The sequence below is a fragment of the Halovivax asiaticus JCM 14624 genome (assembly GCF_000337515.1).
In the GTDB taxonomy this organism is placed as follows: domain Archaea; phylum Halobacteriota; class Halobacteria; order Halobacteriales; family Natrialbaceae; genus Halovivax; species Halovivax asiaticus.
In genome coordinates this window covers 68,951-87,512 of sequence record NZ_AOIQ01000006.1, presented here as the reverse complement: position 1 = coordinate 87,512, position 18,562 = coordinate 68,951, and the positions used below count along the sequence as shown (strand labels likewise).

The 18,562-nt window shown below is 63.6% G+C and carries 17 protein-coding genes and 1 tRNA gene; 6 read left to right on the top strand and 12 right to left on the bottom strand.

All coding sequences use genetic code 11. The features are described 5' to 3' along the window. Positions 1–20 precede the first annotated feature (20 nt). Positions 21–1,610, top strand: a complete 1,590-nt coding sequence (dinB, locus tag C479_RS01495) for a DNA polymerase IV (protein WP_007696777.1) — start codon at positions 21–23, stop codon at positions 1,608–1,610. A 137-nt stretch (positions 1,611–1,747) separates the two neighbouring features. Then, complete coding sequence (locus C479_RS01490) at positions 1,748–2,908, top strand: J domain-containing protein (protein WP_007696776.1); 1,161 nt, start codon at positions 1,748–1,750, stop codon at positions 2,906–2,908. A gap of 12 nt (positions 2,909–2,920) precedes the next feature. On the opposite strand, the gene C479_RS01485 is transcribed toward C479_RS01490, so the two are convergent. From C479_RS01485 to C479_RS01450, 8 genes are all read right to left on the bottom strand, one after another. Beyond that, positions 2,921–3,553: a uracil-DNA glycosylase family protein gene (locus C479_RS01485; RefSeq protein WP_007696775.1), complete on the bottom strand. Its 633-nt coding sequence runs from the start codon at positions 3,551–3,553 to the stop codon at positions 2,921–2,923. A 125-nt stretch (positions 3,554–3,678) separates the two neighbouring features. Next, entirely contained in the window at positions 3,679–4,269 is a 591-nt protein-coding gene (locus C479_RS01480) for an AsnC family transcriptional regulator (RefSeq protein ID WP_007696774.1), read from the bottom strand. 156 nt (positions 4,270–4,425) lie between these two features. Continuing rightward, positions 4,426–5,202 carry a COX15/CtaA family protein gene (locus C479_RS01475; protein ID WP_241430147.1) on the bottom strand — a complete coding sequence of 259 codons (777 nt, stop codon included), beginning with the start codon at positions 5,200–5,202 and terminating at the stop codon, positions 4,426–4,428. Between the two features lie 339 nt (positions 5,203–5,541). After that, positions 5,542–6,645: a glutamate--cysteine ligase gene (locus C479_RS01470; RefSeq protein WP_007696772.1), complete on the bottom strand. Its 1,104-nt coding sequence runs from the start codon at positions 6,643–6,645 to the stop codon at positions 5,542–5,544. A gap of 147 nt (positions 6,646–6,792) precedes the next feature. Further along, positions 6,793–7,431 (bottom strand): fibrillarin-like rRNA/tRNA 2'-O-methyltransferase, encoded by a 639-nt coding sequence (locus tag C479_RS01465; RefSeq protein WP_007696760.1) that lies wholly within the window; start codon positions 7,429–7,431, stop codon positions 6,793–6,795. Beyond that, positions 7,424–8,290, bottom strand: a complete 867-nt coding sequence (locus C479_RS01460) for an NOP5/NOP56 family protein (RefSeq protein ID WP_007696757.1) — start codon at positions 8,288–8,290, stop codon at positions 7,424–7,426. Before C479_RS01460 ends, C479_RS01465 begins: the two co-directional genes overlap by 8 nt. Before the next feature lie 164 nt (positions 8,291–8,454). After that, a complete protein-coding gene (locus C479_RS01455) occupies positions 8,455–9,579 on the bottom strand; it encodes a DUF63 family protein (RefSeq protein WP_007696755.1) in 1,125 nt (374 codons plus the stop codon). 84 nt (positions 9,580–9,663) lie between these two features. Then, a complete protein-coding gene (locus C479_RS01450) occupies positions 9,664–10,482 on the bottom strand; it encodes an inositol monophosphatase family protein (protein ID WP_007696752.1) in 819 nt (272 codons plus the stop codon). A 251-nt stretch (positions 10,483–10,733) separates the two neighbouring features. On the opposite strand from C479_RS01450, the gene C479_RS01445 reads away from it, so the two are divergent. After that, positions 10,734–13,544, top strand: coding sequence for a M14 family zinc carboxypeptidase (locus C479_RS01445; RefSeq protein WP_007696750.1), 2,811 nt, complete (start codon positions 10,734–10,736; stop codon positions 13,542–13,544). A gap of 105 nt (positions 13,545–13,649) precedes the next feature. Here the strand turns inward: C479_RS01445 and C479_RS01440 are convergent. Continuing rightward, positions 13,650–13,732, bottom strand: a tRNA-Leu gene (locus C479_RS01440). A 102-nt stretch (positions 13,733–13,834) separates the two neighbouring features. Next, positions 13,835–13,966, bottom strand: coding sequence for a hypothetical protein (locus tag C479_RS16870; protein WP_275039656.1), 132 nt, complete (start codon positions 13,964–13,966; stop codon positions 13,835–13,837). 154 nt (positions 13,967–14,120) lie between these two features. Between C479_RS16870 and C479_RS01435 the strand changes: the two genes are divergently transcribed. The 3 genes from C479_RS01435 (at position 14,121) to C479_RS01425 (ending at position 16,415) form a co-directional block, all read left to right on the top strand. Continuing rightward, entirely contained in the window at positions 14,121–14,570 is a 450-nt protein-coding gene (locus tag C479_RS01435; RefSeq protein WP_007696747.1) for a DUF309 domain-containing protein, read from the top strand. An 81-nt stretch (positions 14,571–14,651) separates the two neighbouring features. Next, the gene (locus C479_RS01430; protein WP_007696744.1) at positions 14,652–15,446 is read left to right on the top strand and encodes a succinylglutamate desuccinylase/aspartoacylase domain-containing protein; all 795 of its coding nucleotides are present in this window, start codon (positions 14,652–14,654) and stop codon (positions 15,444–15,446) included. Between the two features lie 150 nt (positions 15,447–15,596). Continuing rightward, positions 15,597–16,415 (top strand): hypothetical protein, encoded by an 819-nt coding sequence (locus C479_RS01425; RefSeq protein WP_007696743.1) that lies wholly within the window; start codon positions 15,597–15,599, stop codon positions 16,413–16,415. Positions 16,416–16,523: 108 nt separating this feature from the next. Here the strand turns inward: C479_RS01425 and sucD are convergent, their stop codons facing one another. Together sucD and sucC are read right to left on the bottom strand one after the other, a co-directional pair. Next, positions 16,524–17,393: a succinate--CoA ligase subunit alpha gene (gene sucD, locus C479_RS01420; RefSeq protein WP_007696735.1), complete on the bottom strand. Its 870-nt coding sequence runs from the start codon at positions 17,391–17,393 to the stop codon at positions 16,524–16,526. Beyond that, positions 17,390–18,538 (bottom strand): ADP-forming succinate--CoA ligase subunit beta, encoded by a 1,149-nt coding sequence (gene sucC / locus C479_RS01415; RefSeq protein WP_007696730.1) that lies wholly within the window; start codon positions 18,536–18,538, stop codon positions 17,390–17,392. Before sucC ends, sucD begins: the two co-directional genes overlap by 4 nt. Between the last annotated feature and the right edge of the window lie 24 nt (positions 18,539–18,562).

The following is an 18,562-nucleotide window of genomic DNA, read 5'->3' as shown; positions in this document are numbered from 1 at the left end:
TTCACTCCTGAGTGTCGCCAATGGCGGACGAGGCTCGATTACCGGGCGTCGAGACGGGGAGGGGAGAGAAGTCGATCGTTCTCCACGTCGACGCGGACTGTTTCTACGCCGCCTGTGAACGCCTCCGTGAACCGGCCCTTTGCGGTGAACCGGTCGTCGTGGGGATGGGCTACGAGCCTGGTGAATCCATCGGTGCCGTCGCGACGGCAAGTTACGAAGCCCGGGAGTTCGGCGTCGAGAGTGCGATGGCGATCAGCCAGGCTGTCGAGCGCTTGCCCAGACGAGCCAAGGCCGACTCAGACGACGCCCTCGAACGGTCGGAGACGGGTTTCTATCGGCCGGTCGACATCGAGTACTACGAGTCGGTGAGCGAGGACGTCCAGGCAATCCTCCACGAGAGCGCCGACGTCGTGCGGGAGGTGAGCATCGACGAAGCCTATCTCGACGTCACCGACCGAACCGAGTGGGCGGTCGCCGAGGGCTTCGCCAGGCACGTCAAAGAACGGATCCAACGCGAGGTTGGCGTCGTCGTCAGTATCGGCGTCGCGCCGTCGATGAGCGCCGCCAAGATTGCGAGCGATCACGACAAACCGGACGGTCTCACCGTCGTCGAGCCCGGCGACGTCAGCGACTTTCTCGCCCCGCTCGACGTCGCCGAACTGCACGGCGTCGGCCCGGTGACCGCCCGAGAGCTGCGGTCGATGGGGCTCGAAACTGCAGGTGACGTCGCCGACACGGATCCCACGGAACTCGAAGATCAGTTCGGCGAACGGGGCCGCGAACTCGTCGAGTACGCGCGGGGCGAAGACGACCGGCCGGTCACGCCGCGCGGGCTCCCGAAGAGTTTCTCGCGAGAGTCGGCGTTCGCCTCTCCCGTCACAGACTGGGAACGGAAACGAGAGACGCTGGAGACGCTCGCCGCGGCCGTCGCCGATCGGGCCACGCGTGAAGGCGCCCTTTATCGCACCGTCGGTGTCAAAGCCGTCTTGCCACCGTACGACGTCAACACGCGCGAACGGTCACTCTCCGGTCCAATCGACGACGTCGACCTCGTCGTCGACATCGCCCGTGACCTCTTCACCGAGTTCGCCGACGATCGCGTCCGCAAACTCGGTGTCAAGGTGGCGAATCTCGAGTTCGGCGCCGCCGACCAGGCAAAACTCGACGGGTGGGAAGATGCAACCGGTTCACCACCTGATTCTCCAGCCTTGTCACCCCCTGATGACCGCGCTTCGACACCGTCCGATGCGACTGCCGGGTCGGTCTCGAGTGAAGAGCCGGTTGGGGAGCACGCTGCCGGGCAACGGACGCTGGACGAACTCGACACGTTACCTGCTGGCTCTGGTGGGCGTGCCTCCCGATCGTCCAGTGACGAGACGACCGACGACGATGTCGCCGCACCCGGCACGGCCGGAGACACGAGCTCGTCGACCACTACAGACGATGCCACTCTCCTCACCCTGACTGACTTCGGTTCGTCGGCAGACGCGGAGCGCGTCACACCCGATGAGGGGTGGGCACATCGGAAGAGCCCTGTCCGTCCACCTATGGAGCGGGTAGATCCGGCACAGACGACGATGTGGGACTTTCTCGACGAGAATCCCCCATAATCAGTATCGGTTGTGTCTGATCAATCGGCCGTAACGCTAAACCGGGTGGGCCGAGGAGAATCGGCAGACGACGACCGAACAGCAGAATTATACGGAGAGGATATGAATGTCTTACTACCGACCAGTCGAGTGACGCCATGACCGAAGACTTCTACGATCTTCTCGACGTTCCGCCCGACGCCTCGCAGGACGAGATCAAAGCTGCGTTTCGAGAGCAGGTACGAATCTATCACCCCGATCTGAACGACGACGAGCGCGCTCGGGCGCAGTTCACTGCCCTCAAGACGGCGTACGACGTGCTCGGCGATCCGGTCGAGCGGCGCGCATACGATCGACTCGGCCACCTCGATTACGTCGCCAAACGCACGTCCGGGTTGCCGTCGCCCGACAAGTGGTCCGCCCCCTCCGATGACGCGTCGGCCGACGAGTCGGAGGCCGACGATGGCTCGACCGTCACGAGTGAAACGGGTTCGTGGAGTGCCCAGGGGAAGACGACAAGTGCAGCGTCGGGGGCCACGTCGAAGAGCACGACGGACGGTGGCCACGCCCGAACCGAGACAGGAACGACCTGGGGGCCGGACGACGGCACTGCCAGGGGGTCCGGCGCTCCCTCGAGCGGCACCGTCAGACGCTTCCTCCGGTGGTGGCACTCGTTGAATCTCGCCGGTCCGCTGCTTTGGATCGGTACTGCACTGTACGTCTTCGGCCTCGCCCAGTACGGACGCGAAAACGCCGCCGCAATCGAGTCCCTCTGGCATGCGGTCCGGACAGCCGGGACGGACATCGACGCCATCTCGGGAGCACTCACGAGCGATACCCACGGACTGGATCGAGTACTCACGTACATGCAGCACGTGGAACTCGTCACCCCGCCAGTCGCCGGTGGACTGTGGCTCGCGATGCTTTCCGGGACGTTCGTGGCGATCTGCGGGCTTCTCGTCGGCTGGCGCTACCGGACACGCGGTGAACTCCTGGGACCGATCACCATCGACGAGACCATCGTCCTCGCCGTCGCCCTCGGGACGGTGAGTGCCCTCTACGGTGGTGTGCTCCTGGCCAGTGCGCTGCTCCTGCCCCTTCTCTACGGCGTCGTTATCTATCACTCGCGACGCCTTCCCGGCTGGTCGCCGTCGTACGCGTACCTGCTCGCCGTCGCTGCCCCCGTGTGGGGATTACTGGCCGGTTGGCTCGAACTGACCACACTCCCGATCGAGTTGCTCGTCTTCGTCGTGATACCCCTCGTCGGTGCGATGGGCCTCCCGATCAGGTTCGCCGTCCGTCGCCGACTCGGCGTCTGAACGGACCAGTTGTCACCCGACGAGCGTCGCCACACCTTTCGTCTGCCGATAATCCGATTCGTGAATAGACGTCAGCCGGTCGCGCGCAGCGTCGAACAGCGACTCGTCCCAGTGGCGCGGATCGGCGAGTGGAACGACGAGAAACCCACGGCCACGAAGTTCGGTCGCGTGGAGCGTTGCCATCTCGAGGTCGACCCGCGATCGCTGTGTCGTGTACGCTTCGAGGACTTGTGCGGTCGCCTGTTCGCCGACGGATACGAGGATGTGGGCATTGATCGCCCGTAACTCCGCGTCGAAGAAGCGCTCGAGGCGGGCGTACTCCTCGGGTGTCGGCGGTCGGTCGTCCGGAAGGGTGCACATGTGGACGTAGCTGAGAAAGCAGTTGTCGAGTTCCGGATCCGGTCGGTCGCCGGTGAGAAATCCGAGTGTTCGCAGGAGTGACCGGACGCCCGACTCGTCGTCACCGGTGTCGAACGGAACGCCCGATGCGGTCCCACCGTGGCGGCCCGGGTGATCGCCGATGACGTGAAAATCGGCGTTCGGATCGCCGTAGCCGGGAACGGCGGGCTTGGCGTCGGCGTCGCTTCGATCGAACGGCGGCCTGAGGCCGAACGGATTCGACTGACGGTCGCTCAGGTGTTTCACGGCCGTGCGGAGGATGGCTGTCCGGAAAACGATCGTGGTATCGATCGGTCACGCTTCGGACACGGCGTCGCTACCTGGGGGAAGGGGCCATCGCACGCTTCGGGGTCGACAGAGGGAGCCGTCGTTCAGGCCGTCTCGGCTATCGGTGTCCGCTCGTCTTCGAACGCCGTCCGGCACTCTCGGCCACAGAAGTGGAACAGGCTCCCATCGAACCGAAGCGAGAGTCCGTTTTCGGTCACGGTATCGCCGCAGGTGTGACAGGTTAGACTGATCGAGTCCTCGGTGAGAGAGGGGTTCCAGTCTCGTTCCTGGACGAGGTGGACACGGTAGGATTCGATCTGGTCGGCTTCGAGTGCCGAGAGGAGACAGGGCCCGACCTGTTCGCTCGCGAGTGTGCCGATGGCGAGCAGTCGGGCGTCTGAGGTCATGAACACGTGTTCGATGCCGTCGACACTGGCGAGATCGGCCGTGACACAGCCATTCTGTACGGCACACAGCTGAACGTCGATCAGGAGCTCGATGCCGTCGACGAACGACGATCGGTCGATGTCGACGGTGAACCCCTGGATCACGCCGAGTTGCTGGAGGCGATCGATTCGATCCGAGACGGTGGGGGCGGAGACGTCGACCCGATCGGCGATGTCGTTGTACGGGCGTCGGGCATCTTCGAGCAGGAGGGCGACGATTTGGAGGTCTGTTTCGTCCAGGGTTCGCATGACTGAATCTTCGACATCCCACACTTTACATTTTACGATTGTATTCTACCGCGTAAAACACACACAGCTCCTCTCCGGTGGTTCTACGTCAGTATTTCCGTCAGATACACCAGATGGTCTGGTCCAATAGTTGTAGCGAACCAGGTGGGTCAGAACTCAGTTCGCAGCACCGATCGAACGCGTTCGAAGTCCCAGCCACCCATAGACCAGTACGGCGAGGATCGTGATGACCGTGTAGGCAAGCACGACGACCGGGTCGAATCCCATGACGGATTCACGCCCGAAGTACGCGACGAGCAGTCCGAGTATTGGCGTGGCTGTGAGGACGGTTGAAAGCCATCCATCGAACCGGCGGCGGCCGACGATGGCAACGAGGAGGAGCGAACCAATGAACACGAGTGTCACTGCGTACAGCGCGGTCTGCAGCACCTGCGTGTACGACGAAATAACGAGCGGACTGAGGAGGGCCTGCAGGGGAACGAGCACGGTCGCCAGTCCGAGGGCCTGCGGAACCGCTTTCGTCGGGATACGGTGTTCCCAGACCAGGATTGCGCCGATACCGAAGCTACAGAAGATGGCAATCGCCGTCCAGAAGTGCAAGTTGAGTATCGGGATCTCGTAGAGGATGACCGTCCCGGCCCCGAGTGCCACCTGCACGGGGGTCAGGACCAGTCCAATCGTCAGCGCGATCGCGACGGCCCGATCGGTGTCCGTTCGCCAGGCGACGATCGCCGACCCGAGGATGAAGAGGCCGGCGATACCGGCGACGACCCGGTGAATCCACTCGAAGAAACTCGGGAACGTCGCCGGAAACAGGTTCAGGACCCCGCCGTCACAGAGCGGCCAGTTCGCGTCACAGGCCAGCCCGGCGCCCGCGGCTTTCGTCGCAATCCCAAGGAGAATCGTCGCACTCACGAGTGCGAGGGTCGTCACCACCAGCTCCGGCACCCCGAATCGGCCGAATCGATCGGTACCTCCGGTTCCGCCGGTGCGTGTATTCGAGACCACGGTCTTTCGCACGTGGATTGGGACGACGGCTATTTCAATCGTCCGAGTCGGTCCCAGCGCACAGGAATGGACCGAACGGTCCCCAGTCGAGCCCCACGATGAGTGGACGCTTCACGACGATTCGACCACGGACTGGGACTGCTCGAATGGGTGCCGTCCACCGTGTCGAACGGTGGCAGGCTCGAAGAACGTGTTGTGTCGTGGGACCGGTCAGATAACCGTTTTACACGTGCTTGCTCGATACGCTGTTGTAGATCGATTCGCTCAGACGGCACTCAGGTCGTTTTCGTCGAGCAATAACGACGCACACAGGGCATCGACGTCCTCGTTTGCGAGGATCTGTCGCTGTCGTTCCGCGCCGCTATCGGCCTCGTAGACGCGTCGGAGGCCGTCGACGTCGAGGCGTTCGCACTCCCGGTCCACGAGTTCACCGAGGCCGATTTCGTTGTTCATATCGCGCGTCATGAGCGTCGCCTCGTGGCCGTGGCGCATGGCTCGCCACTTGTTCTCGTCTAACAGTTCGCGTCGCTGCACGTGTGCGTAGCCACGCTCACCATCGTCGTACGCGTCCGCGAGCTCGCAGACGAGTGCGTGACAGTACTCGACGAACGCGCTGATGACGGTTGGGTCGGCCTGCCCGTCCGGCGTTCTGATCTCGACGGTGCCGTGGCCAGTGTGGGGACGGACGTCGTACCAGAGTTCACCGCGGTCGTCGATCGCACCTCGTTCGACCATCCGCCGCTCGAAGCGATCGAACGCCTCGTAGTCCTCGAAGAATGTCGGCATGCCGGTGTTCGGGAGCGCCTCGAAAATCTTCGCCCGGGCCGACGCGAGACCGGTATCGAATCCGTTCCAGATCGGCGAATTCGCCGACAGCGCGAGGATGATCGGGACGTACCAGCGCAACTCGTTCGCGATCCAAATCGCCTTGTCCGGATCGTCGACGCCGACGTGGACGTGGACGCCGGCCGTGGTATTGCGGTGCTGGGGATACTGGATGCGATCGAGCTGGGCCTGGTATCGTGGTTTCTCGGCGTGTTCGAGTTCACGCCACTTCGCGAGCGGATGCAATCCGGCCGCGGCGATGGCGAACCCGTGGTCGTTCGCGTGTTCGCACAGTGCCGATCGTATCGATTCGAGCACGTCTGCCGTCCGGTCGGGGTCGTCGAACGTCGGCGTCTGCGTTTCGATGACACACTTGAACAGTTCGTGATCGAGTCGTCCCTCTAGTACGTCCGGCGGGTCGGATTCGTACACGAGTTCGTCCGTCCCATTCGTCGGCCGTCCCTGCGCGTCGACGACGTAACACTCCTCCTCGACGCCGAGCGTCCCCATCGTGTCGAACGTCGAAGGCGACCCGCGGTCCATCGGACACATCTTACTGACGGGACGGTAAATAGGGTTTGGAACCAGCAGAAGAGCCAGCGTCCGCGTGAACCCAGTCAACGTTCACAAGATGCTCGGGGTACGGAGATCGACCCGTGGCTCTGTTCGGTGACTGACTGGGAGATGACGCTATCGAGGACGTGCGACGATTCCGAGGTGGTCTGTATGGAACTCGTCCAGCCGACGAGCCTCGAGAATCTCGTACGTCTCGCTCAGCTGGTCACGGACGCGGTCGAAGACGTCAGTCGGCGCTGCGGTGACGTCTTCACTTCGTGCCTTCACGGCGAGCACGAGTCGCCCGTCGTCGGCGAGGAACCGACGGTTTTCGATCGCGACGCGCGCCTGTCCGCGGGTCGCGACGTCCTGGACGATCACGTCGATGTCCGCTTCGACGACGTGGGCGTACTGTTCTGGCAGTCGCGCGTCGGCGAGGAGGGGAAAGAGTCTGGATCGGCTTTCGGCAACCGACACGAGGTCGCGGGCCGGTCGCGGCGCGAACTCGACGGCGTACGTCGGCCCCGAAAAGTCGGCGACGTGGCCGACGGTCGTCCCGCTCGCCGCCCCGAGGTAGAGCACGCGTTCGTCCGGCCCGCCGTCGAATACCGTTTCGAATCCGAGTTCGAACATCGCGCCGAGTTTGGACCGGTTGGGGTCCCAGGCGCGCCACGTCCCGTCGGTCGGTTCGCCGTAGACGGGTTCACCTTCCGTCGCGAGCCGTTCGCGACCGTCGAATTCGCGTCGTTCAACGCCGTTCGGGAGATCAGTCATCGGTGCCCGCCTCCGTGGACTCGGTTGCACCGTCGCGAGCCTGTATCGTCTCGATCCGCGCGGCCAGTTCGCGTTCGAGTTCGGGACGTCTGTCTCCTGCGTAGTGATCTACCCTGGCGGCGATCGCCAGCTTTCCGGCGACGGCCCGTGCCGCGGAGCCCCGGTTCGCCGGCGCCGTGCCGCGGACGGCCTCGTGCGTGTAGATGACGCCGTGCTTCGGCGACGGCGCGTGGCCGCGAAGGTGCGCGAAGAGGGCGTCCTCCGCGCCGAGGACCTGGATCGTCCCGCTCGGCTGTTTCGCGAGCGCCTCCAGACTGCCAGCAAGCGAGATCAATCGCGCGGCGAGGATCGGATCGGCGAGGGCGACGAGGTTCGGCGCCACCGTCGGAGCCACTCTGTCGAGGCGCTCTTCGAGCGCGAGTGCTTCGTCCTCGAGATCGACGACGCGTTCGGCTAGTGACGTGATCGTCTCGTCCTCGATCGCCGTTTCGTCGGCCACGATACGACGAGCGTACGCGACACCTGTCCCCGGATCGTCGTCGACAGTCCCGGCCCACTCGGCGAGTCGTTCGGCGAGTTCGTTCGCCGTTCGACGACAGTCGTCCATCGCACGGACGGCGTGAACGAGTTGCCGATCGTCGGCCCGTTCGAGTTCCTGGGCGGCGTCTGCCGTGGCTACCACGGTCGCGTCGTGGAGCCAGTCGTAGTAGTCGTCCTCGTCCGAAGCCGCCCCCGATTCGACGGCCAGCTCCGGCCAGGGGGCCGGTTCTGCGTGTGACCCCGATCGAATCGCGGTCGCACTCGCTGCCGTCTCGTGGCGCGTGACGTCCTCGAACCAGGCCCCTGTGCGATCGCTCATACCGCTACGTGGTCGGCCCGTTCCTAAAGACGTTCGCGATTGGACAGTCGATACGCCTGGATGTAGACGTTCGATCATGTAGCGTGTCGAGTCACGTAGTCACGCACCCGTTCGATTGGGAACGCAAGAAGCATACAAATCGACCGCTCCGATTTTGGTGCCGCTCAGACGCCGAACGTGGCCCTGAGCATGTCTCTGGTCCCTGGCCCGAGGCCGACGGCGACGACGGTCAACATGAGCATGATCGTAAAGCGTGGACTCTCCTCGAACACTTCCTCGTTGAACACCCAGATGATGAAGACGGCGGCAGCCACTTTCAGGAGAAGGAACGGCCAGACATCGCCGATGACACCCGTGATAGATTCCGGAAGTAGCTGCCCGGTGTACCGCTGCACCGCGGCGTTGACGGGGTGTTTCGGAGTTAGATCCCAAGGGAGGCCGAATGCCTGTGCCCAGTCGAGCCCGATGACGTTTGCAACGCCGTCGATCGCGTGGGCCCAGATAATGAGGACGCCCATGTATCGGGTGCCCTCGTTCAGCTCCGGTGCGAACCGCTGGATTGTGAACCACACGAGTGCCGTGAGGGTACTCGCAACGACGAGCGTCGTCACCGTGATCAACGGGAAGAATCCGACGCCGCCGATCGCTGCCCACTGCCAGAGAATCACGAGCGTGACGGCGAGCAGGGATGTTCCGATCCCGGCGAGTCCATATTCGTAGCCAGGAATCACTCCCGTTCGCTCTAGCCAGACGGCAATAACGAGCGAAACGAGGGCGATGACCGCGACGACGACGTAGGTAAACGGACTGATGAGCAACGCCTGCCAGGGAAGTGACAGTGCGGCATCACCGGTAGCCTCCGCGACTTTCACGTTGGCGTCTTCGACGGCGCGAAGCGCCCCGCCGAAGAGCATGAACGGAAAGAGGCCCCAGAAGCCGGCTCGGTAGCGTTCGATGTCGAGTCGGTCGATGACGAAGATGAATCCCGTCAACAACAGGAGCAACGTCGGAATGTAGCCGGCGTAGGAGGTAACGGTGTACCCCGGGCTGGCCGTCGGGCCCGCACCCGATCCGGCGACATCACACGATTGCACCTCGCCACCGGCCCAGGCGACACAGTTCCAGCCGTTCGCGTCGGCGACCACCGGCCCCCAGAAGTACTCCCAGATGAACTCGACGTACACCTGCTGTGGAAACAGTGCTGCGAGGAGGGCAAGTCCGCCGAACACGACGACGACCGTCGCCGCCCAGATCCGCTCGGCCCCGAAGCGGTCGATGTACTGCTGCATACTCGGAGGCCTATCGTGCGGTCGGTTATCGGTTCCGGTTCGGGGCGTGGCGAGGCCCCTCCTGAATATCGGTGTTCTGTCCAGTTACGTGGACTCGGCGACGTCGTCGACGGCGCTGGCTGCCTTGAGTAGTTCGTCGTGGATCTCTCCGTTCGACGCCACGAGCCCGTCGCTGTCGTGTCGCCACCGGTTCCCGTCTAGATCGGTCACCGTCCCACCGGCCGCTCTGACGAGCGAGACGCCGGCGACCGTGTCCCACGGGTGAGCAGATACGTTCGCAAACGTGCCATCCTGGGCGCCGCTTGCGACCATCGCGAGTTCGGCCTGCGCACACCGTACCCGGCGCAAGTCGGCAAAGCGATGCACGATTTCGGAACAGGCTCTAGCGTACTCGTTCCGTCGATCTCTGCCCCACCACAGCGTCGGACTCACTGTACACACGTGCGGATCCGATCGATCGCTGACGGCGAGTTCGTCGTCGTTCAGCCACGCGTCGGTTCCATCGAACACGTACTGATCACCGGTAACGGGAAAATCGAGTGCCGCGGCGATCGCCTCCCCGTCGTCGACGGCTGCGACCGCCGTGCAGAACGTCGGAATCCCGGCGACGAAGTTCGCGGTGCCGTCGATCGGATCGACGATCCAGGCGCGTCCGTCGTCCGGGATCGTACCCGACTGCTCGTCTTCCTCGCCGACGATCCGTTCGTTTGGGTACGCAGTTTCGATCCGTTCGATCACCGCGCGCTGGGCGTCGCGATCGGCCTGCGTCACGACGTCCGTCTTCGAGGATTTCGTCTGGACGTCGAGGTCGGACCGGAACGCGTTCTGTGCAACAGCCGCGCCGGCGGACGCAGCATCGACGGCAACGTCGATCCGTGCGTCCGGATTGCCGCTAGCTTTCATGGTCGTACTCGGTTCCCGTATCGCCAAAGCCACTGCGGTCGAATTCTGTGGGAGTCGAATACGTGGCCCACACTTCGGCTGTCGCGGTTGTAGTTGCTGGTTTCGAAGGAAACGAGGGGGAACCGACCGCGCAATAGCACCATCTATGACCAGTAATAACTTATGATGGTTTAGTTTTCGTGAGAACTTGGGGAATTTGTTTACGAGTGTCACACACTGGTGTCGTGTGGTGGAATGCCACACCAAAGACCATGAGTAAAACTAATCACACATCGGGCGAGTCGGTATCGGCGTCTGAATCGGATCGCTATACGCACAAAGAAGCGGCCGCACTCGACGAGGGATCGTTCGACGGGTCTCCGATCGATCGACGCACGTTCATGCACGTCGCCGCAGCGACGGGAGCTGCACTGACTCTGCCAGGTGCGGTCTCGGCGACGGTCGAGGACGATTCGCTCACGGAGTTGGCCTCGTTCGCCGTCGATGCAACCTCCGATGATCACCAGACGACGCTCGTCATCGAATTCGAGAGCGTCGATGCGCTCGATGCGTTTTACGATCTGTACGGTGAACCCGACTGGGACATCGACGAGGACGATCTCCCACCGAAGGTAGCGACGCGGGCGGAGCCATCGCCGGCCGCTCACGCGTATCTCACCGCCGACGAAGTTTCGACGGCCCTCGCGGAGATCGACGGCATCGAATCCGTCGACTTCTCCCCGGGCGCGAATCCGTTCTGGAAACTCGGCGACGCGTACGACGACCGGGTCTTTCCGGCGGTCGAAAACGCACGCGATTACGTTTCCCACGGCGAACTCGCGCAGGGACTCTCGCACCTGGAGTCGACCCACCCTGATCGGGTCCGCGTTCACCCCATCGGGGAAAGCCCCGGGTGGGAGAACCTGTTCACCGGCGCCGAACGCGACCCGAAGGACGTCTACGTCGCCGAAGTGACGAAGAACGTCCGGGACGACGCGTCGTTCCAGGCCAAGGAGAAGGCCGTCTTCTCCCTCGCCATCCACGGCGACGAACCGGCCGGTCGGGTCGCGGGAACGCGGCTCATCGAGGAGATCACGAAGGGCGAAGCGGACGGCTTCGAGGAACTGATCGAGGATATCGCGATCGTCTTCATCTTCACCAATCCGGACGGCTGGGTCGCTCGCAAGCCCCAGTACGAATTCGAGTCGTGGAGCGGGACCGAGCGGGTCCGGTATCACCGCGGGAACGCGGCCATCGGCGACACGAACCGCCAGTATCCGACGATGGGATGGATCAATCCGAGCTACTGGCCCGCCGAACCGGAGGACGCGCCCGACGTCCGACCCGACGACCCAGCGGGTCGCGGGTACGAAGACGTGGTCCCGGACGCGCTATCGGTCGTCGAGCATCTGCGGGGGTACGACAACGTCGAGTACCTGTGCGATTACCACATGATGGATCTCTCGGCATCGATGGTGTTGAACCTGGAATCGAACGCGCCCTACGATCACGCCGGTACACACGATCTGGACGAGGTCAACCGCCGGATCGACGATGCGATGACCGATCACTGGGGAAGCCCGGACGCGATCCCCGACGAGACGAGTCGGGCCGCCGAAGCGATCTGGGACTATCCCGGATACGTCCCCGATCGATTGCTGGATTACGGGACGATCTACGATACGCTTTCCTACCAGGTTACCGGCGCACTGCTCGGTTGGGCCGGCCAACCCGAGGAGTTCGGCGGGCTCGGCGCCGTCACCGTGGCTCCCGAACTCATCTTGCGGGATGCCTACGACTTCAAACCCTTCATCGAACGCCACCTCGCGACGGCCTACCGGCTCTCGATGCGCGAGTACGCCGAGCTGACGGCCGCCTCCACCGACGCGACGGTAGCCACCGGCGGGAAGGACGTTGCGTACGTCAGTTCCGATTCGCTGACCCGTCGATCGGCGGATCTCCCGTTCACGGACGATCATCCCGGCAAGGGGAAGGGATCAGACGGACGGCCCAGCACCAGCGTTCATCGGCGCCACGATACCGTCCAGCCCGGCCCGGCGGGTCGGTCGACCGTTACCGCCAGCGGATCGACGCGTTCGCTCGCCGTCCAGGTCGATGCCCCGGATCTCGACACGGGAACCGTTCGACTGGTCGATCCCGAGGGGAAGACGGTTCGGAAGGCAGACTTCGGGGATATCGAGGGTCGAGACGACGGAGCGTTCTACGTTCCACAGCCCGGCACCGGCGAGTGGTCGATCGAACACGACGGCGGCGATGCCCTCGCAGTGGAGTTCGTCCAGCTTGACAGCGATACCGAGTATCCAGATCCAGAGGCGGTGCTGGGATACAGCCAGCGCGAGTATGTCGTCAACCCGATGCAGTACTTCGCGGATCTCGAACCCTACCTCGAGGACGGGTCCATCGACGAACTCCGCGTCCACGACGTCAGAAACGGCCGGCTGATGCGAGGCAACTCGGGCAAATTCTGGTACGATACTGTCGTCATCTCGACGGACGACGGCATCGACAATCCGTGGTATCTGGCCGTCCTCGAGTTGTTCGTCGCGACTGGCGGTAATCTGGTTCTCACCGACGCGGGAGTCGCCCTCCTTGGCGAGATCGACCTGGGTGAAGCGAGTGCTATCGACCCGGACCATATCTCTACCGAGACCGTCCGCTTTCCCAATCTCGCCGATCGTGACTTCGATCATCCACTCCTGATGGACGTCCGTCCAATCCAGCAGGAGATCTGGAAGGTCTCACAGCTGGGATATACGACTGGCGAGGACTCGCCAGTCCGGACTGTCGATGCGGATGCCTTCTCCGGCGCGGGTGGGTCCGTCGCGGGCTCACTCGGCAGTTCGGGAAATGTCGGCGCTGGAGAGCTGACCGTCGGAGACGGTCGAATAACCGTCCTCGGGTCGGTGCTCCCACCGGCCAACCAGCACGAGCTGCACCCCTTCGGACTGGCCGACTATACCCTCTCGTTCATGGGTCACACGCTGCTGTGTAACGCTCTTGGATTCCAGCAGCGACGCTACGTCGACGGCGAACTCGTCGGGACGTGGGGTGACATTCGGTAAGTAGGACTCTCGAACCGAGTGGATCCAGAGAAGTGTTGCGAGGGAAGATCGCTCCGTGTCGATCTTCCGCATCGCGTCTCGCCGCAGCAGTGCGGCGCGCTGCGATGCGAGGGGAGGGGATCGAACCCACGAACGTCTACACGAGCGGATCTTGAGTCCGCCGCCGTTGGCCGCTTGGCTACCCTCGCACGCACCTGTCGCTTCGACGGGGTCGTTTGAATACGCTACGGTTCCGTCGTCTCGAATCGCGACTTCCTGACCGTCCGTCCGTGTCCGTCACCGCACCCCCGTCACCGAACCCGGTACCGATCGCTCGTCCGGCGTCGCTCCTCGCGGCCGCAGTTGTAACAGCGATACCCGCCCGTCCGTTGCGTGTACATGCGCTCCCCACAGCGGTCACACCGGCCGCGTGGATACTCCATCGTGGATGGTACGGAGGCCGTACGGGTAAATCAGGGGGCACGTACTCGCAGGGTGTGGGCCGGCAGGACGCCGGCTGCTGGTAATTGTGGTGAGTATGGTGAGTGTGGAGGTGGTGGCGGTGAAGTTTTTCCCGCGGGGAGCAAACGATACCGTATGGACGAACACACGCAGGATCCGAGCGTCGAGCCACCAGCTGGCAATCCGACAGGGTGGGACGCCCAGCTCGAACGCTGGGAACATCCCACCCTCAGGCGTGCCTGCGTCGATGGCATACAGGCGTTCAACGCTGGTGACTACCACGCCGCTCACGACGAGTTCGAGGATGAGTGGTACAACTACGCTAGCGGCTCCACGGAAAGCGCGTTTCTCCACGGGATGGTCCAGATCGCCGCCGGCGTCTACAAGCGAGTCGATTTCGAGAACGACGACGGATTACGCAACCTCTTCGAAACTGCGTGTCAGTATCTCCAGGACGTGCCGTCAGATTACTACGGGGTGAACGTCCACTCGGTCAGGACGGTCGCGACGCGTGCGCTAACCGATCCCCCGGTCGTCGACGGCTGGAACCTCCAGCTTGATGGCAACACTCTCTCATCCGAGTGACGCTGAGCCTGCACTCGACACAGGGTGTCTCCTGCCTCGGTCCGAACCGCATAAGTTTCGCAAGACCCCAAGCAGTGATACATGCGAGTCGAGCAGCTCGGAACCGGGACGCCGTCTATCGCGATCGTGGGCGGCATTCACGGCGACGAACCCTGCGGTGTTCATGCCATCGAGCGGCTCATTTCGGAGCGGCCGGCCGTCTCGGAACCGGTCAAACTCGTCGTGGCCAACGAACGGGCGATCGAATCGGGACGCCGGTACGTCGACGAGGATCTGAACCGGGCGTTCCCCGGAGACGAAACGGCGACGTCCCACGAAGGCCGTCTCGCGGCCAGACTGACTGACGAACTCGCGGGCACGCTTGTCATGTCGCTACACTCGACGCGGAGCCATGCCGACCCGTTCGCGGTCGTCGATCGTGTGACCGAGACGAGTCGCCGCGTCGTGTCACAGCTGTCGATCGGCACGCTCGTCGAAACGGGTGCGTTCGCCGACGGGCGACTGCGGACCGGAGCGGAGACGATCGAAGTGGAGTGTGGCCTCCAGGGGACACAGCGAGCCGCGGAGAACGCCGTCCGCCTCGTCCGGGAGTTCCTGACCGCGACCGGGGCCCTGCCGGGTGACACAGTCGCCCACCAACTCGCGCACTTTCGCCTCACCGATACGATATCGAAAGACGCTGCTGACCGGTACGAGGTCTTCGTCGACAATTTCGAGCGCGTCGAATCCGGCGACCAGTTCGCCGCTGCGGATGGTGACCCCCACGTCGCGTCGGATCCGTTCTACCCGGTCTTGCTCTCGGCGAACGGATACGAAGACGTCTTCGGCTACACCGCGACGAGGCTCCCCGATATCGTCCCGGCCGAGCCGACGTAATCACGTTTCGGTACGAGAGCCTCGGCCGTTCTCGCCGTAGATGACATCGATAACCGATGTTTGTTTCGCTGCTGCATTCCTGTCTCAACGATCTTCCATCCCGAACAGAACACTTAATTACGTGTGCGAGGATACTCAGGCGAACGACTGATGGGATCTCATTCGACACCGTCCGATCAGAATCGGTTGTCCGCCGGTTCGACGGCGGATTCGGGCTCGACTTCGACCCGTGAGGCCGATCCGACGAACCACTGTCGGACGGACGGTGGCGTCTCAGATCGCACGGCGTCGTCGGTCTTCGCGGATCTCGCCGCAGACGACGAACCGGTCGATACCGACGCGATTCTCGGAGACACCTCGCCGACAGACCTGATCGACGGGTCGGCAACGCCCGATCCGGAAATTCAGGCCCCGGCTGATCTGTTCGACGAGGCGGCCTTCGACGATTTACTGTTACCCGACCGACGGGAAGGTGACGAGTTTCTCTGGATCGAAACGCCGAATTCGACGCCCACGACCGAGCCGGCGTGGGATCAACCGACTGACGATGGGACCGACCGATCGGCTGGATCGGACGCCGACGAGGCTCCACGGACTACCACTGTCTCCGAAGAACCAGCCTCGGTGCAGGACCAACCTGGGAGTGCATTCGACGACAGGGATACCGGGTACGAAGAGATCGATCTGGGATCGATCTTCGCCGGTGCTGCGGAAGTAGGTGATGGCGGTGGTGGACGAGTACCGCCTCGGACCGATTCGCCGACGGAAAAACTGGACGACTCCAGCTCGAACGAACCAACTCCGGACGAACCGTCGGCCGAAGCGTCTCAATTCGATTCCGAAGCATCTCAGGTCGATTCCGACGATTCGTCGTCGGACCCGACAGACACCGAGGGGTCGTCGACCGAGTCCTCGTCACGTATTCGGTCGGTCCTCGCCAGCCTACGATCGCTCGTCCCGGGTCTGTAATGCGGTGTGGAAGGACAGTTGTCCGACCTAGCGCTGATCGCGTAAATCGGGGAAAACGGTGTAACGATGTGTGCGTGAGCCGGTAGTCCGTCCAATCGAGACGGCCCGCTAGAGGATCGATTCGACCGAATCGGCAACCTCTTCGGGCGTGTCACCGACCGGGACGCCGGCGTCGTTGAGGGCGTCGATCTTGCTCTCTGCGGTGCCGGTGCCCGATCCGGAGACGATCGCGCCGGCGTGGCCCATCCGCTTGCCCGGCGGGGCCGTGCGACCGGCAATGAAGCCGACGACGGGTGTGTCGACGTGGTCGGCGATGTACTGGGCGGCTTCCTCTTCGTCCTCGCCGCCGATCTCGCCGCACATCACGATCGCTTCGGTGTCCGGATCGTCTTCGAACGCCGCGAGGGCGTCGACGAAGTCCGTGCCGATGATCGGGTCGCCACCGATGCCGATGGCCGTCGTCTGGCCGATGCCCCGGTTCGTGAGGCTGTCGACGACCTGGTAGGTGAGCGTGCCCGAGCGCGAGACGAGCCCGACGTCACCCGGCGCGAAGATGTTGCCGGGAAGGATACCGAGTTTCGACTCGCCTGGCGTGATGATGCCCGGACAGTTGGGGCCGAGCAGTCGCGTGTCGGTTTCGGTGAGTCGCTTGTTCACGCGAGCCATGTCCTGCGTCGGGATTCCTTCGGTGATCGCGACGGCGAGATCGAGGTCGGTGTCGAGTGCCTCGAAGATCGCGTCACCGGCGAACGCCGGCGGGACGAAGATGACGGAGGCGTCCGCGTCCTCTTCGCGTACGGCCTGGTCGACCGTGTCGTAGACGGGGACACCGTCGACCTCCTGGCCACCCTTGCCGGGGACGGCGCCGGCGACGACGTTCGTCCCGTATTCCATCATCTGACCGGCGTGGAACTTGCCTTCCCCGCCGGTGATGCCCTGTACGACGACGCGCGTGTCTTCGTCGACGAGTACACTCATGCTTCTCCCTCCTCGGCGTATTCGACCGAGCGTTGGACCGCGTCCTCGAGCGTCTGTTCGACGGTCACGAGGTCCTCGTTCAGAATCTCCATGCCTTCCTCCCAGTTCGTTCCCGCGAGTCGGACGACGACCGGTTTGGGAATCTCGTCGAACGCCTCGAGTGCTTCGTTGATCCCCTTGGCGACCTCGTCGCCACGGGTGATGCCGCCGAAGATGTTGAAGACGACGCTGTCGACGTTGTCGTCGGAGAAGACCATATCGAGCGCGTTGGTGATCCGTTCGGCCTTCGCGCCGCCACCCACGTCGAGGAAGTTCGCGGGTGACCCGCCGTAGTAATCCACCAGGTCGAGCGTGGTCATCACGAGTCCGGCGCCGTTCCCGATGATGCCCACAGAGCCGTCGAGACGGACGTAGTCGAAGCCGTACTCGTCGGCTTTCTGCTCGAGTTCGTCCCCGCCTGCGGCTTCCTCGCCCATCTCGGCGATCTCGGGCTGGCGGAACAAGGCGTCCTCGTCGATGTTCATGACGGCGTCGGCCGCGATGACCTCGTCGTCGGCCGTGACCATCAGCGGATTGATCTCGGCGTCGGAGCCGTCCTTGCTCGTCCAGAGATCGTACAGCGTCGACAGGACGCCCGCAACGTCGGTCGCGACGGCGCGGTCGACGCCGGCGTCGAAGACGACTTTCCGGGCCTGGTACGGCTGCATGCCGAAGGACGGATCGATGTGTTCACGGGCGATCGCGTCGGGATCCTCCTCGGCGACTTCCTCGATGTTGACGCCGCCTTTCGTCGAGACCATCGCGACGGGTTTGCCCTCGCCGCGGTCCATGGTCACACCGACGTACAGTTCGTTCGTGAAGTCGACGGCTTCCTCGACGAGCACGCGCTCGACGTGGATACCCTTGAGGTCCATCCCGATGATGCGTTCGGCTGCCTCGCGGGCCTCCTCGTCGGATTCGACGAGTTCAATCCCGCCGGCCTTGCCGCGGCCGCCTACCTGTACCTGCGCCTTGATCGCCACCGGGTAGCCGATATCGGCGGCGGCCTCGAGGACGCCGTCGACGTCCGATGCCAGCGCCGAATCCGGCGTCGGAATCCCCGCATCGGCGAACACCTGCTTCGCCTGATACTCGTGCAGCTTCATTGTAAACTCGTCAGAAACTTCGGC